Origin of the sequence: Streptosporangium sp. NPDC023825, from assembly GCF_040639575.1 — a bacterium.
Classification (GTDB): Bacteria; Actinomycetota; Actinomycetes; order Streptosporangiales; family Streptosporangiaceae; genus Streptosporangium.
This window is the reverse complement of record NZ_JBFAAE010000019.1, coordinates 1-12,940: the sequence shown is the minus strand read 5'-3', so window position 1 is coordinate 12,940 and position 12,940 is coordinate 1. Positions and strand designations below refer to the sequence as shown.

The 12,940-nt window shown below is 70.0% G+C and carries 13 protein-coding genes; 9 read left to right on the top strand and 4 right to left on the bottom strand.

Annotated features, from left to right (window positions below; translation table 11 throughout):
- Positions 1-17 precede the first annotated feature (17 nt).
- From AB0G15_RS18600 to AB0G15_RS18585, 4 genes are all read left to right on the top strand, one after another.
- Positions 18-1,205 carry a CE1758 family FMN-dependent luciferase-like monooxygenase gene (locus AB0G15_RS18600; RefSeq protein ID WP_362840987.1) on the top strand — a complete coding sequence of 396 codons (1,188 nt, stop codon included), beginning with the start codon at positions 18-20 and terminating at the stop codon, positions 1,203-1,205.
- A 2-nt stretch (positions 1,206-1,207) separates the two neighbouring features.
- Positions 1,208-1,696 (top strand): MarR family transcriptional regulator, encoded by a 489-nt coding sequence (locus AB0G15_RS18595; RefSeq protein WP_362840984.1) that lies wholly within the window; start codon positions 1,208-1,210, stop codon positions 1,694-1,696.
- Positions 1,693-2,409 carry a CE1759 family FMN reductase gene (locus AB0G15_RS18590; RefSeq protein ID WP_362840981.1) on the top strand — a complete coding sequence of 239 codons (717 nt, stop codon included), beginning with the start codon at positions 1,693-1,695 and terminating at the stop codon, positions 2,407-2,409. The genes AB0G15_RS18595 and AB0G15_RS18590 overlap by 4 nt, the downstream gene beginning before the upstream one ends.
- A gap of 206 nt (positions 2,410-2,615) precedes the next feature.
- Complete coding sequence (locus AB0G15_RS18585; RefSeq protein WP_362840978.1) at positions 2,616-3,644, top strand: oxidoreductase; 1,029 nt, start codon at positions 2,616-2,618, stop codon at positions 3,642-3,644.
- A gap of 17 nt (positions 3,645-3,661) precedes the next feature.
- Here AB0G15_RS18585 and AB0G15_RS18580 read toward each other — a convergent pair whose 3' ends face one another.
- Positions 3,662-4,264 carry a TetR/AcrR family transcriptional regulator gene (locus AB0G15_RS18580; RefSeq protein WP_362840976.1) on the bottom strand — a complete coding sequence of 201 codons (603 nt, stop codon included), beginning with the start codon at positions 4,262-4,264 and terminating at the stop codon, positions 3,662-3,664.
- Between the two features lie 102 nt (positions 4,265-4,366).
- Between AB0G15_RS18580 and AB0G15_RS18575 the strand changes: the two genes are divergently transcribed.
- Both AB0G15_RS18575 and AB0G15_RS18570 read left to right on the top strand, forming a co-directional pair.
- Entirely contained in the window at positions 4,367-4,804 is a 438-nt protein-coding gene (locus tag AB0G15_RS18575) for a nuclear transport factor 2 family protein (protein ID WP_362840973.1), read from the top strand.
- Positions 4,801-5,667 carry an NAD(P)H-binding protein gene (locus AB0G15_RS18570; protein WP_362840970.1) on the top strand — a complete coding sequence of 289 codons (867 nt, stop codon included), beginning with the start codon at positions 4,801-4,803 and terminating at the stop codon, positions 5,665-5,667. The genes AB0G15_RS18575 and AB0G15_RS18570 overlap by 4 nt, the downstream gene beginning before the upstream one ends.
- A gap of 66 nt (positions 5,668-5,733) precedes the next feature.
- Here AB0G15_RS18570 and AB0G15_RS18565 read toward each other — a convergent pair whose 3' ends face one another.
- The gene (locus AB0G15_RS18565; protein WP_362840967.1) at positions 5,734-7,281 is read right to left on the bottom strand and encodes an MFS transporter; all 1,548 of its coding nucleotides are present in this window, start codon (positions 7,279-7,281) and stop codon (positions 5,734-5,736) included.
- 67 nt (positions 7,282-7,348) lie between these two features.
- Between AB0G15_RS18565 and AB0G15_RS18560 the strand changes: the two genes are divergently transcribed.
- From AB0G15_RS18560 to AB0G15_RS18550, 3 genes are all read left to right on the top strand, one after another.
- Complete coding sequence (locus AB0G15_RS18560) at positions 7,349-8,332, top strand: LysR family transcriptional regulator (protein ID WP_362840964.1); 984 nt, start codon at positions 7,349-7,351, stop codon at positions 8,330-8,332.
- A gap of 369 nt (positions 8,333-8,701) precedes the next feature.
- Entirely contained in the window at positions 8,702-9,724 is a 1,023-nt protein-coding gene (locus tag AB0G15_RS18555; protein ID WP_362840961.1) for a DUF3466 family protein, read from the top strand.
- A 299-nt stretch (positions 9,725-10,023) separates the two neighbouring features.
- Positions 10,024-10,566, top strand: coding sequence for an HIT family protein (locus tag AB0G15_RS18550; protein ID WP_362840958.1), 543 nt, complete (start codon positions 10,024-10,026; stop codon positions 10,564-10,566).
- A gap of 261 nt (positions 10,567-10,827) precedes the next feature.
- Here AB0G15_RS18550 and AB0G15_RS18545 read toward each other — a convergent pair whose 3' ends face one another.
- Both AB0G15_RS18545 and AB0G15_RS18540 read right to left on the bottom strand, forming a co-directional pair.
- Positions 10,828-11,247 carry an ATP-binding protein gene (locus tag AB0G15_RS18545; RefSeq protein ID WP_362840955.1) on the bottom strand — a complete coding sequence of 140 codons (420 nt, stop codon included), beginning with the start codon at positions 11,245-11,247 and terminating at the stop codon, positions 10,828-10,830.
- 190 nt (positions 11,248-11,437) lie between these two features.
- Positions 11,438-11,938: a hypothetical protein gene (locus AB0G15_RS18540; protein WP_362840952.1), complete on the bottom strand. Its 501-nt coding sequence runs from the start codon at positions 11,936-11,938 to the stop codon at positions 11,438-11,440.
- Positions 11,939-12,940: the final 1,002 nt, after the last annotated feature.

Sequence of the window (12,940 nt, the reverse complement as noted above, 5' to 3'; positions counted from 1 at the left end):
CCAAAAAGGCGGATATCATGCAGTTTGGAATCTTCACGGTCGGTGACATCGCGCCCGACCCGGTCACCGGCCATACCCAGAGCGAGGCGGAGCGCATCGGCAACATCGTGCGAATCGCGCAGCGGGCCGACGAGGTCGGGCTGGACGTGTTCGCGCTCGGCGAGCACCACAATCCCCCCTTCGTCCCGTCCTCGCCCACCACCCTGCTGGCGCACATCGCGGCGCTGACCAAGCGCATCATCCTCAGCACCTCGGTCACGCTCATGACCACGAACGACCCGGTGAAGATCGCCGAGGACTACGCCATGCTCCAGCACGTGGCGAAGGGACGGCTTGATCTCATGCTGGGACGTGGCAACACGGTGCCGGTCTATCCGTGGTTCGGAAAGGACATCCGGCAGGGCGTGGCTCTCGCTCTGGAGAACTACAACCTGTTGCACCGGCTCTGGCGGGAGGATGTCGTGGACTGGGAGGGCACCTTCCGCACCCCGTTGCAGGGCTTCACCTCGACCCCGCGGCCCCTGGACGATGTGCCGCCCTTCGTCTGGCACGGCTCGATCCGCACCCCCGAGATCGCCGAGCAGGCCGCTTTCTACGGCAACGGATACTTCGCCAACCACATCCTGGCGCCGAACCTGCACTTCAAACCGCTCGTGGACTTCTACCGCGCGCGTTTCGAGCACTACGGGCACGGCACGAGGGAGCAGGCGATCGTCGGCCTCGGCGGGCAGGCGTTCATCGCCCGGCGCTCCCAGGACGCCGTGAACACCTTCCGCCCGTACTTCGAGGAGTACCCGATCTTCCGGGGGAGCTCGCTCGATGACTACATGGCTCGCACGCCGTTGAGCGTCGGCAGCCCGCAGGAGGTCATCGACAAGACCCTCACCTTCCAGGAGGGCTTCGGCGACTACCAGCGCCAGCTCTTCGCGCTCGACGGCATGGGGCTGCCCGTCGAGATGGCGCTCGAGCAGGTCGAGTTGCTCGGGACCGAGGTCGTCCCGGTGCTCCGCAAGGAGATGGCCGGCAGGCGCGCCCCCGGAGTGCCCGACGCCCCCGTCCACAGCACCCTGGTCGCGGAGAAGTACGGCGACGCCCGGCCGCGGCAGCCGCGCCCGAACCCGAACCGCGGCGACAACCTCTCCGGCGCGTCCCCGTACCAGGACAGCGACCCGGCCGTCGCGGCACGCTTCCCGTCGGTCGTGTGACCGTGGCGGGCAACGTCCGACTCGCGAACGAGGCGTGGGAGGCCTTCTTCCGGGCGCAGGCCACGATCGCCCGCGAGTTCACCGAGGCCGGTCACTGGGGTGATCTGCTGCCGCGGGAGTACGGCGTGCTCTACGCGCTCTCCACCGCGGGACGTGGGCTGCGGATCACCGAGCTCGGTTCCGACGTGCTGATCTCCCAGCCCGGCATGTCCCGGCTCGTCGCGCGGCTCGAAGCTCGCGGGCTCGTCGAGCGGGAGGGCGACCCGGACGACGCCCGTGCCTGTCGCATCCGCCTCACGCCGGCCGGCGTGGAGGTCCAGCGACGCGCCGGCACCGCCCACGCGCGACATGTGGCCCGGGCGATGACCCGGGCCCTGGACCCCGGTCAGCTGGAGATGGTCCGCGACCTCAGCCTCAGGCTCCTCGAAGCCGCCGAGCACGAGGCGGCGACCGCCGCCACCCCGAAGAGAACGAGAAGGAACCCCGAATGAGCCCCGACACCTTCGACCCGCACGATTCATCCGGACCGGACGAGCCCCTGCGCCTCGTCGTCGTCAGCGCCGGCGTGAGCGAGCCCTCCTCCACCCGCCTTCTCGCGGACCGCACGGTGCAGAAGGTGCTCGACCTGCTCCGTGAATCCGGCACGCCCGCGACCGTCGGGGTCATCGAGCTCGGACCGCTCGCGGTCGACATCGCCCAGGCGATCGTCTCCGGATTTCCCGGCGAGCGCCTCAAGGCGGTGTTCGAACGCCTTGCCGCCGCCGACGCCGTCATCGCCAGCACACCCGTGTACAAGGCGGGCATCAGCGGGCTGATGAAGTCCTTCGCCGACATCCTCGACAACGACCTGCTCATCGCCAAACCCGTCATCCTCGCCGCCACCGCGGGCACGGCCCGGCACGCCATGGTCGTCGACGAGCACCTCCGGCCCCTGTTCGCCTTCATGCGCGCTCTCCCCGTGCCCACCTCCCTCTTCGCCGCACCCGAGGACTGGGGGCAGGCCGCGCTCGGCGACCGGATCCAGCGAGCCGCCACCGAACTCGTCCTCCTGCTGCGCAGTGGCGTCGGCCGGTCGATCGCCGACAGCGCGTGGACCGGCTACCAGCACCAGTTCGGCGGCAACGCCACCCGCGCCGAACGCAGCGCCGACGACGTCGACTTCACCACCGACCTCATGCGACTCGCCGCCGGCGGAACGCTGTGATCGCGGGTGCCGGTCCCCGACCGGAGTGCTTCCCAGGGAACCGGGGTGCTTGCGAGGGAATACGGCACGTTTGCTAAGTGGAGGAGCCTCCGTTATCGTCGATCCCATGTAAACGGAGAATCCTCCGTTTTGTTGGCCGTCGTAGGAGAACCCATGCGCCACATCAAGCCCGGCCACCCGGGTCCCGACCTCTGGGAGGCGATCGCATGACCGCGCCCGCACTCACACCGCAGACCCCGCTCGGCACCGGATACGGTCCCGCGACGACCGCGGCCGAGGTCGTCGCCGGTGCCGACCTCACCGGCAGGACCGCGATCGTCACGGGCGGCTACTCCGGCCTCGGTGTCGAGACGGTCCGCGCGCTGCGCGCGGCGGGAGCGGAGGTCGTCGTTCCCGTACGGAACCGCGAGAAGGCGGCCGAGACCCTCGCCGGCGTCGACGGCGTCCAGCTCGAACCGATGGACCTCCAGGACCCCGCGTCGGTCGACGCGTTCGCCGGCCGCTTCCTCGACGGTGACCGGCCGCTGCACATGCTGATCAACAGCGCCGGGATCATGGCCGTCCCGCTCTCGCGCGACGCGCGCGGCCACGAGTCCCAGTTCGCGACCAACCACCTCGGCCACTTCCAGCTGACGCTCCGGCTCTGGCCCGCGCTGCTGCGGGCCGAGGGCGCCAGGGTGGTCGCGGTCTCGTCGTGGGGACACCGCGAGTCCGGCATCGTCTGGGACGACGTGCACTTCGAGCGCCGCCCGTACGACCCGATGGGCGCGTACGGCCAGTCGAAGACGGCCAACAACCTCTTCGCCGTCGAGCTCGACCGGCGTGGACGCGACCGCGGAGTCCGGGCGTTCTCCCTGCACCCGGGCAGGATCCTCACCCCGCTCGTACGGCACACCGACCCGGAACTCCTCCAGCGGATGGGCATGATCGACGAGAACGGCGAACCGCTCATCGACCCGTCGCGAAACAAGAAGAGCCCCCAGCAGGGCGCCGCGACGAGCGTGTGGTGCGCCACCGGCCCGCAGCTCGACGGGCTCGGCGGCGTCTACTGCGAGAACTCCGACATCGCCCCGCTCGTCCCCGAGGGCGACGATCCCGTCGCCATCGCCGAGGAGCGGGTGCGAACCGGTGAGTCCCTCGCCTTCGGCGTCATGCCCTACTCGATCGACCCGGACTCCGCGGCCCGGCTGTGGGACCTCAGCGAGAAGCTCACCGGAGCGCGCCTCGACGCGTGACGGCGCATGCCGGCGCGTCACCGGGGCCGGTCGGGCTCCGGGGCCCGGCCGGCGGGATCGCCGGCGAGAACGACGCGTACGAGACAGGCGAGGCCGTCGCGAGTTCGTTCCGGTGGCTGGTCGCCGAGATGCTCGATGAGATCACTGCGCACGGCGGCGAGCAACGCGTGGGCCAGGTAGTCGGCGTCGTCCGGCCGGTGAACCTCGGCGACGATCTCCGCCAGGTGCCTGTGCCACCGGTCGTACGTCGAGTTCCGGTACGGGCTGCCGCTGCCGGCGTTCTCCAGGGCGAGCATCAGCGAGCGGTTCGCGAGCTTGAACCGCAGGATCGCGTCGAGCATCGCCGTCGCCCGCTCCACCGGGCCGGACGACGATTCGCCCGCCGCGAGTTCGGCGCGCAACCGCTCGCCGCGTTGCTCGACGAGGGCCTGGAGAAGGCCGATCCGGTCACCGAATCCCCGGAACGGGGTTCCCTTGCCGACGCCGGCGGCGGCCGCGATGTCGTTCATGGACACGTCACCGGGATCGTCCGCGGCGTCGAGCAGGCGGGCCGCGGCGGCCAGCACCGCCTCCCGGTTGCGGACGGCGTCCGCCCGCTCCTTGCGCCCTGCCGCCGTCATGTCCCGCCCCTTCGGTTTGGTGATTCGGACCACCGGTCCGTATATTAAATGGACCGGCGGTCCGAATCATATCGCGGAGCGTCCTTCGACCACGGGAGAGACATGACCGACACGACAGCCGCCGTCTTCCGGCGCGGCGTGGACCTGTTGCTCGCCAAGGACATGCGGGCCTACCTCGAGTTGTGGCACGAGGACGCGGTGGCCGAGTTCCCCTTCGCGCCGCCCGGATCGCCGCGCCGCCTCGACGGGATCGCCGCCATCACGGACTACCTCATCGACTACCCCGACAAGCTCGACATCGCCGAGGTCACCGCCCTCACCGTGCACGAAACGGCCGATCCGGCGGTCGTCGTCGCCGAGTTCACCGCCTCCGGAAAGGTCGTGGCCACCGGCAAGCCGTACGAGATCTCCTACATCGCCGTGGTCACCGTCGCCCACGGAAAGGTCGTCCACTACCGGGACTACTGGAACCCGATGGTCGCGCTCGAGGCACTGGGCGACGACCAGCTGGGCGCCGCGGCGGCAGGCACGACCCGATGACCGAGGCCGACACCGTCCTGGTGACCGGCGCGACCGGCAACACCGGCCGGCGCGTCGCCGACCGGCTCATCCGGCGGGGACACCGCGTACGGACCGCGAACCGGAGCCGGCCCGCGCAGCCGCGGGCCGCGCGGCGGCACGTGCGCTTCGACTGGGACGACCGGAGCACCCACCCCGCGGCCCTGGACGGCGTACGCGGCGTCTACCTGGTGCCGCCGATCGGGGTCGTCGAGCCGGCGCGGCAGATGCGGCCGTTCCTGGACCTGGCCCGCGACGCCGGCGTGCGACGGATCGTCCTGCTCAGCTCGTCGGCCATCCCGGCGGGCGGGAGCGGTCTGGGGCTGGTGCACACCGCCATCGCCGAGATGTTCCCCGAGTGGGCGGTACTGCGACCCTCCTGGTTCATGCAGAACCTCGCCGACGACCACATGCACGCACACAGCATCCGTGAACGAGGCGAGATCGTGACCGCGACCGGAGACGGCCGGGTCGGCTTCATCGACGCGGCCGACATCGCCGCCGTGGCGGTACGCGCCCTCACCGACACGACACCGCACAACACCGACCACCTGCTGACCGGCCCGCAGGCCCTGAGCTACGCGGAGGTCGCGGCGATCATCGCCGAGCTGAGCGGGCGCCCGGTCCGGCACCGCGGCGTCACGGTGGACGTCATGCGGCAGCTGCTCACCGGCGCCGGCATCCCCGGCCGCTTCGCCGTCCTCCTGTCCGGCATGGACCACGCCATCGCCGGCGGAGCCGAGGACCGGACCACCACGACGGTCGCCGACGTCACCGGTGACCGGCCGACGAGCTTCCGCGAGTTCTGCGCCGCCCACGTCCGGCGATGGCAGCCGGCCGGCTGAACGGCGCGGGAGTCCGGCGACACCGGCGTGCCACGTTCACGCCGCGGCGGAGTTCCTCGCCTCCGGTCACACGGCGGGCTTTCTCGTACGATCCGCTCCGGCGCGCCACACCGTCGCCGACACCAGCACGGAGGCCAGGACCAGGGCGCCCGCCGCGGCCAGGAAGGCCCACCGGTAGCCGCTGACGGCCGCCGCCGGGGAGGAGTCGCCGGCCTCCAGCGCCACGCCGGTACGGCCTATCGCGATCGCGGCGAAGACGGCCAGCCCCAGGGCGCTGCCCAGTTGCTGCATGGTCGTCTGCACCCCGGAACCGAGCCCGGCGTCCTCGTCGGTCACTCCGTGCAGCGCCGCGTTCTGCAGCGCGGGAAAGGCGATCCCCAGTCCCGCGGCGATCATCACCATGGCGGGCAGCACGTCAACGGCGTAACCGCCGGCGACCGACATCCTCAGCGCCACGTACAGCATGCCCGCGGCGCTGAGGACGAGACCGGCGCCGCTGGTGAGCGCGGTACCGAGCCGGTCGGTCAGCACGGTCGAGACCATCAGCCCGCCGAGGAAGGCCACGCAGAACGGCAGGTAGGCCAGCCCGGTGGCCAGCGGCCGGTAGCCGAGCACGTTCTGCATGTACAGGGTGAGCAGGAACATCGTCGCCGCCATCCCGCTGGCCAGCGTGACCGTCGCCAGGTTCGCCGACAGGCGGACGCGGCTCGCGAAGAAGCGCGGCGGCACCAGCGGCGAGGCGGCCCGCGCCTGCACGACGAGGAAGGCGGCCAGCGCGGCCAGTCCCGCGCCCAGGGGGACGAGGGTGGCCGAGGTGCCCCACCCGCGGTGACCGGCCGACAGCAGGGCGGAGATGAGCGCGATCAGGCCGGTCGTGACGAGTACCGCCCCCGCCCAGTCCACCCCGTGGCCGCCGCCGCTGCCCGGCCGCGCCTTCACCAGCCGCGGCGCGAGCAACAACGCCACCGCGGCGACCGGCAGGTTGATCAGGAAGATCCAGCGCCAGCCCGCCAGTTCGGTCAGTGCCCCGGACATCAACACCCCCACCGTGGCGCCCAGCCCGCTCAGCCCTCCCCAGATCGCCAGGGCGCGGGCCTTCTCGCGACCGTCGCGGAAGGTCAGCACGATGATCGACAGGGCGGCCGGCGCCGCCAGCGCCTCGCCCAGGCCCTGCCCGAACCGGCTGGCCACCAGCATGCCGGTGTTCGCCGCGACCCCGCTGGCCAGTGACGCCAGCGCGAAGATCGCCGTGCCCAGCAGGAACATGCGGCGCCTGCCCCACAGGTCGGCCAGCCGCCCGCCGAGCAGCAGCAGCCCGCCCGCGGTCACGACATAGGCGTTGACCACCCAGGCGAGGTCCGCCGTCGAGGCGCCCAGGTCACGTTGCAGCGAGGGCAGCGCGACGTTCACGATCGAGCTGTCCACGGTGAACATGAACTGCACCATCGCCAGCACCGCCAGCGCGCGCCAGCGGCGCGGATCCGCCGCACCGCCCTCCGCCGCGCCGCCCTCCGCCGCATCGCCCTCGGCCGCACCGGTCACGTCGGCGGTGGCGGTCGTGTCTCGGACGGTCGTGTCTCGGACCGTTTCGCCCGACCGGGTGTCCTCATCCATGAGATCCACTCCACCGCTCGCCGGCGCGCGGTGTCCAACAAGACCTTCCCTTCTTGACAAGCGTTGCTTGTCGCTGCAGCGTGTGGGGGTGGATCTCGACCTTCGACAGCTTCAGGCGTTCGTCACGACCGCCGAGGAACTGCACTTCGGACGGGCCGCGGCCCGGCTGTGCCTCACCCAGCAGGCGCTGTCGCTTCGCATCCGGCGCCTGGAGGAGACCCTGGGCGGATCGCTGTTCGTGCGCGGTCATCACCTCGTCGAGCTGACCGACCTGGGACGGCGGCTGCTGCCCCTGACGCGCCAGACCCTGGCCGCGGCCGAGGAGATCGTGGCCGCCGCCCGGCTCGACTGCCGTCCGCTGCGGCTCGACACCTTCCGCCCCATCGCAGGCTCCTTTCTGATGCGCTGGCTGATCGACCTGGTCGACCTGCCGCTGGAGCTGAGCAGCCGGCACAGCCTGGGGACCGCCCTGTCGGCGCTGCGGCGCGCCGAGATCGACGTGGCCTTCGGCCGGGTGCACGGCCTCGCCCCCTCCCGGTTGGAGGACCTGGCTCATCAGCCCCTGAGGTTCGAGCCGCTGTACGCGCTGATGTCACGCCGCCATCAGCTGGCGGCGCGGTCCCGCCTGCGCCCGGCCGACCTGCGTTCCTGCGGGATCTGGACACCGGCCCTGGCGGGCGCCACCGAGCTGGACGGCTATATGCGCGCCTTCAGTGACCATTTCGCCGTCCCTCTGGCCATCGGGCCGGCGCTGGCCACGCTGGAGCAGGTGGTGGCGCAGCTCCACGCCCGTACCGACCGCGTGTGGCTGATCGACGCCAACGCCCAGACCGCCGACATCGCGGACACGGCGCTGATCCCGCTGGCCGATCCCACCCCGCTCTACCCGTGGTCGCTGGTCTGGCGGCGCCGCAACGACCATCCGCTCCTGAACCGGCTGCTGCACACCGCCACCGCCACCGCCCGGCAGGAAGGATGGCTTCACTACGAGCCCACCGCACACTGGCTCCCGGCCGAGGACCTCGCCGCCGCGGCCGCCGGCCGTCCGTGAAGACCGCGAACACCGGATCAACCACAGGACCCAAGAAAAAGGACCCGGGCGACCATCTCGGCCTCTCAGGCGAGGATTCCGTCACTCCTCGGCCGGGTGCGCGGCAATCCTCTGCTGAGCCCGTCGCGACCTGGATCACCTTGTGCGGCTCGGCCAGGCTCGCCGTTCGACGGCACGTGAACACGCCGCACGTGAACACGCCGCGACACCGGCGGAGAGACCTCCCGCAAGGTGACCTTGATCTTGTGAGCCGCGGGCGAGACGTAAGGATCTCGTGAGAAAAGGCGGCCGGTCCGGTGCTTATCGTGATCACTACATCCGTGCGCCTTGAAGGGAATCCTCTACATGCGCCGATTCTTCCGCCATGCCATGACCATCGCTCTGATCGCGACCGCGTCGTTGGCCCCGCTCTCCTCGCCAGCCGCGGCAGCGAGTCCGGAGCGCCTCCGCGTCGTCCACCTCGGCACCCTCGGCGGCATATGGAGCATCGCCCGAGGCATCAACAACCACGGCCACGTCGTCGGCGACAGCCCGCTGGAGTCCGGGCTCAGCCATGCGTTCCTGTGGAAGAACGGCACGATGACCGACCTCGGCACGCTCGGCGGCGAGACCAGCTTCGCCTCCGGCATCGACGACGACGGCCGCGTCGTTGGCTGCAGCGAGCTGCCCTCGGGCCAGTGGACTCCCTTCCTCTGGCACAACGGCAAGATGGAGGACCTCGGCGCGCACGGCGCCCCCGGCTACTGCGACGCAGAGGTCGCCAACGGGCACATCGTCATCAGTTTCGCGCCCACTCCCGGCTTCGCCGAACAGCGCGCCGTCCTGCTGTCCGGTGACGTCAAAACCGTCATCGACCGCCGCCCCGGCCTGGTCGCCGACGCCGTCAACGACCACGGCCAGGTGGTGGGCGCCGAGAACTACGTCGTCAACGAGAGCGGTCTCCCGCTGCCGATCTACCGGGCGTACCTGTGGCACAACGGCACCGGCCGCGATCTTGGCACGTTCGGCGGGATGAGCGCCCCCAATTCGATCAACAACCTCGGCCAGGTGGTCGGCAACTCCGATACGACCGACGGCCGCCGTCGCGGCTTCTTCTGGAACGGCTCCTCCATGACGGCCCTTCCCCTGCCCGCCGACGTCTCCAACGCCGGCGCCGTCGCCATCAACGACCGCGGCCAGATCGTCGGCAGCTACAGCAAGGTCGGCAACCCGTACGGCTTCACCGCCCTGTGGGACACCCCCACCACCCAGCCCCGTACCCTGCCGCTGCCCACAGACGCGAAGGTAACCAGCGCCCAAGCTCACGACATCAACAACCAGGGCTGGATCGTCGGCTCCGTCACCTACCACTGGACCACCGGTCGCCACACCCAGGCCGTCATCTGGCGCTGACGGGAGCCACCGGGTCAGCTGATCGGGCAGACTCGGGGCCTGGTAGCCACTGGTGAGTGAGCACTTTCCCGCACCGGACCGATGTTCGAGTCCTGGGGTCAGACCGTGCCCTCACCAGTGGTCAGGGGCCTTTGAGGTTCCCCCGTAGCCCGGACAGCAGCGGTGTGCCATCAGGCTCCCGGGCCGGGTGCCGATCCTGGGTCAATGGGACAAGCAGCCGATGATGAGCGGTCGTCAGGGATCAGGCTCCAGCATCAAATGAATGGCACCTGTCCGGACGCGCTGGGACCATTGCGCGCATGACACAGAGCGCGACGTCGGCGGCGCAGGGGTGCATCTTCTGCGCCATCGCGGCCCGGCAGGCCGAGGCCAGTGTGGTGTACGAGGACGAGACCGTTGTCGCCTTCATGGACCTGAACCCCGTCGCACCCGGCCATCTTCTTGTCGTGCCACGCGAGCACGCGGTGGGCCTTGAAGACATCGACGGAGCCACGAGCGCTCACGTGTGGTCGGTCGGTCATGACATGGCACGAGCCTTGCGACGCTCGAGCATGCGTTGCGAGGGGATCAACGTCTTCCTCTGTGACGGCGAAGCCGCCTTCCAGACGGTCTTCCACTTCCACCTTCACGTCATCCCGCGCTATGCGGGAGACGGTTGGACCATCATTCCCGATCCGGTGGAACGCGAGAGGCGGCTCCTCGACAGCGACGCGCAAGCGATCAAGGACGCCATCGCGTCGACAGGCTCACTGGTGACTTCCGCTCATGCCGCTGTCGGACCGCTCAGTGATCGCCAGCGGGGATCGAAGACACCCTCTGAGGTCAGCGCCTCAGAGGGGTGATGTCGGCTCCGTCTTCGCTGCGAGAGGTGGCCAGTTCGTTGATGGCCATCGCATAGAGCTCAAGCCGTTGTTCAAGCTCGCGCTTTTCCTCACGCGCCTTTCTCAGCTCGGACCGGAGGCGGATGTTCTCGACTTCGAGAGCTTGGCATCGTCCTCGTATCCGTTTCTCGCCTCTCGGTTGCTTCCGGTGGACCGGTGTGGTGGTACGAGTCCCTCCAGGGCTCGCATCATCACACCGGTCCACCGGCCCTGCCCGGGTTCTCAGCCGGGTGAGCCGAGCTCGAACCAGATGACGGTCCCGGTGCCGTCGCGGTGGAATCCCCAGCGGGTCGCGAGGTCGTTGACGAGCATCAGCCCCCGGCCACCCGTGGCGTCCGGCCCGGAGTTCCTTACGCAGGGGATCCGTGCGGAGCCGGGATCCTGGACGGTGACGACGACGCCGTGCGGGAGGAAGGCCACCGTGACGACGAATTCCCCTGGCCGCTCGCCTGGTCCCGTACCGTCCCACCCGGTGCCGGTATCAACTGGTTGGGCGGAGTGCTCGACGGCGTTGGTGGCGAGTTCGCTGGTGAGGAGCACGGCGTCGTCATGCAGCGGGTGGCCGTCCCCGAGGATCTCGGCGACGAAACTTCGGGCGGGCCTGACCTGGTCGCGGGTGGCCCCGAAGCGCTGAGAGATCACGGGAGAGCTAGTGGGTACGTGACCCGCGTAACCCGCGTAACCCGCGTAACCCGGGTGACCCGAGGGCGTCGACCACCCGGGTACGTGGCCCAGGTGCGGCGACCATACCGCTCCCGTGTAGGCCGGACCCGTGTGGGCCGGACCTGCGTGGGCCGGTTCCGTGGCGTCGTCGGCCGTCACCCGGAACCGGTCAGCGAACACGCCGACGAGCACGGAGAGGAGTCGCCCCGCCATCCCTCCCACCCCCCTTCCTCGTGACCGCGATGCTCTTCCCGCCCTCGGCGTCCCTTTCCGTCTCGCCCCCGGCGTCCCTTTCCGCGAACCTGACGTCCTCGGTGCCGTCGACACCTTCAGGCCGTGGCTCTGGAACGGTCGTGGGGAGAGGACGCCGTGGCCGTTCACGCTGGTCGGAGGCGGGGTGGGGACGGAAGTCCTCGATGTGCCGCATCCGCGCGACCAGCTCGGCGAAGGTGTCGGCCTCGACCAGGCCGACGCGCTCCCGGCACCAGGCGGGGGAGAGCGCCCACCAGCGTTCGGTGGCCTTGCCGTACCAGAGACACCAGCCGGTGAACCGGAGTGCCGGCGCGCCGGTGTCGTCCTCACCGGGTTCACAGGAGAGGGGCGCGGAGAGGGTTTCCGTTGTTTCGGCGGTCGTTGTCGTGCCGGTCGCTTCGATGGGTGGCGGGCTCATGCCGTCACCCCTTTCCGGTACGACTCGCGCCTGCCCGGCCAGGGCCGTACACCTGGCGACTCCCGTCCGTACGGCTGCTGCCTGGACGAAGGCTGTCCGTACGGCGGCGGCGCGGCTATCGAGGCCGGTCGCGCGTGGCGTCCCCTGCCCGCCGGAGAACCCGCGAGGGGCCGGATCGTCGAGCGTGTGGCCACGGCGGTGGATGGATTCGGCGCGGCGGGCACCGGGTGTGCGGCCGGTACGGCCGAAGGCAGCCGACCGCAGAGGCCGAGGCGGCGCCGGGCCGTCATGCGGGTACGGACCTGGGCCGGGGTGGGCTGCTCCCACAGGTGACCGGGCCGATGCGGCAGGCTGGCGGCGTCGTGCGCGTACGGGGGATGGCCGCACCAGCGGCAGCCGAGGGGCGAGGGCGGCTGCTCGGCATGCCAGCGGACTCTGACGATCCTAGGGGTTCTACTAGGGTTGGCCATGGGTCGCACCTTCCTGTGCGATCAAGGCTCTGCCGGGTGACGCTACTCGCCCGGCGGAGCCGTTTTTACGATGCCCTTGAGTTCGCTGGTCGTGACTACCTGCGTGTTTTCAGGCGGGGTGATCTCGCTCGACGACCTGGCACGGACTCATAGTGATTACCGCCGGGGGGCCATCCGGCACGTCTTTCCCAAATGAGATCGGGCAACGTCGCCCGCGTTCTCGGGAGTGAGTTTCTTCAGCTGATCGAGGGCACATACCGAGTCGATGCTCATGGCGTCCATCTCTCACGATCCGGCCTGCTCAAGGTGCTGACAGCAGACCGCACGACCTGATTTGCTCGCAACGAACAGCAAAACAACAGGGAGTACGCGCATGGCTACCGAGAGAAAAGGAAGTCGCGGGCGACCAGCCAAGGTCCCCGATCCCGGATCGTCACTGAGGTGATCTCAGCAGGAGTTCGCTATGTAGCAGTGCTCGAAATGGATCGGTACGAGTGCCGCCTTGACGAATTCTCTTATTCTGGTCGGACTG

Excerpts from the sequence above, each read along its gene's own strand:
- AB0G15_RS18600 (WP_362840987.1), top strand. The coding sequence starts at position 18 with ATGCAGTTTGGAATCTTCACGGTCGGTGACATCGCGCCCGACCCGGTC.
- AB0G15_RS18590 (WP_362840981.1), top strand. The coding sequence starts at position 1,693 with ATGAGCCCCGACACCTTCGACCCGCACGATTCATCCGGACCGGACGAG.
- AB0G15_RS18585 (WP_362840978.1), top strand. The coding sequence starts at position 2,616 with ATGACCGCGCCCGCACTCACACCGCAGACCCCGCTCGGCACCGGATAC.
- AB0G15_RS18580 (WP_362840976.1), bottom strand. The coding sequence starts at position 4,264 with ATGACGGCGGCAGGGCGCAAGGAGCGGGCGGACGCCGTCCGCAACCGG.
- AB0G15_RS18575 (WP_362840973.1), top strand. The coding sequence starts at position 4,367 with ATGACCGACACGACAGCCGCCGTCTTCCGGCGCGGCGTGGACCTGTTG.
- AB0G15_RS18570 (WP_362840970.1), top strand. The coding sequence starts at position 4,801 with ATGACCGAGGCCGACACCGTCCTGGTGACCGGCGCGACCGGCAACACC.
- AB0G15_RS18565 (WP_362840967.1), bottom strand. The coding sequence starts at position 7,281 with ATGGATGAGGACACCCGGTCGGGCGAAACGGTCCGAGACACGACCGTC.
- AB0G15_RS18555 (WP_362840961.1), top strand. The coding sequence starts at position 8,702 with ATGACCATCGCTCTGATCGCGACCGCGTCGTTGGCCCCGCTCTCCTCG.
- AB0G15_RS18550 (WP_362840958.1), top strand. The coding sequence starts at position 10,024 with ATGACACAGAGCGCGACGTCGGCGGCGCAGGGGTGCATCTTCTGCGCC.
- AB0G15_RS18540 (WP_362840952.1), bottom strand. The coding sequence starts at position 11,938 with ATGAGCCCGCCACCCATCGAAGCGACCGGCACGACAACGACCGCCGAA.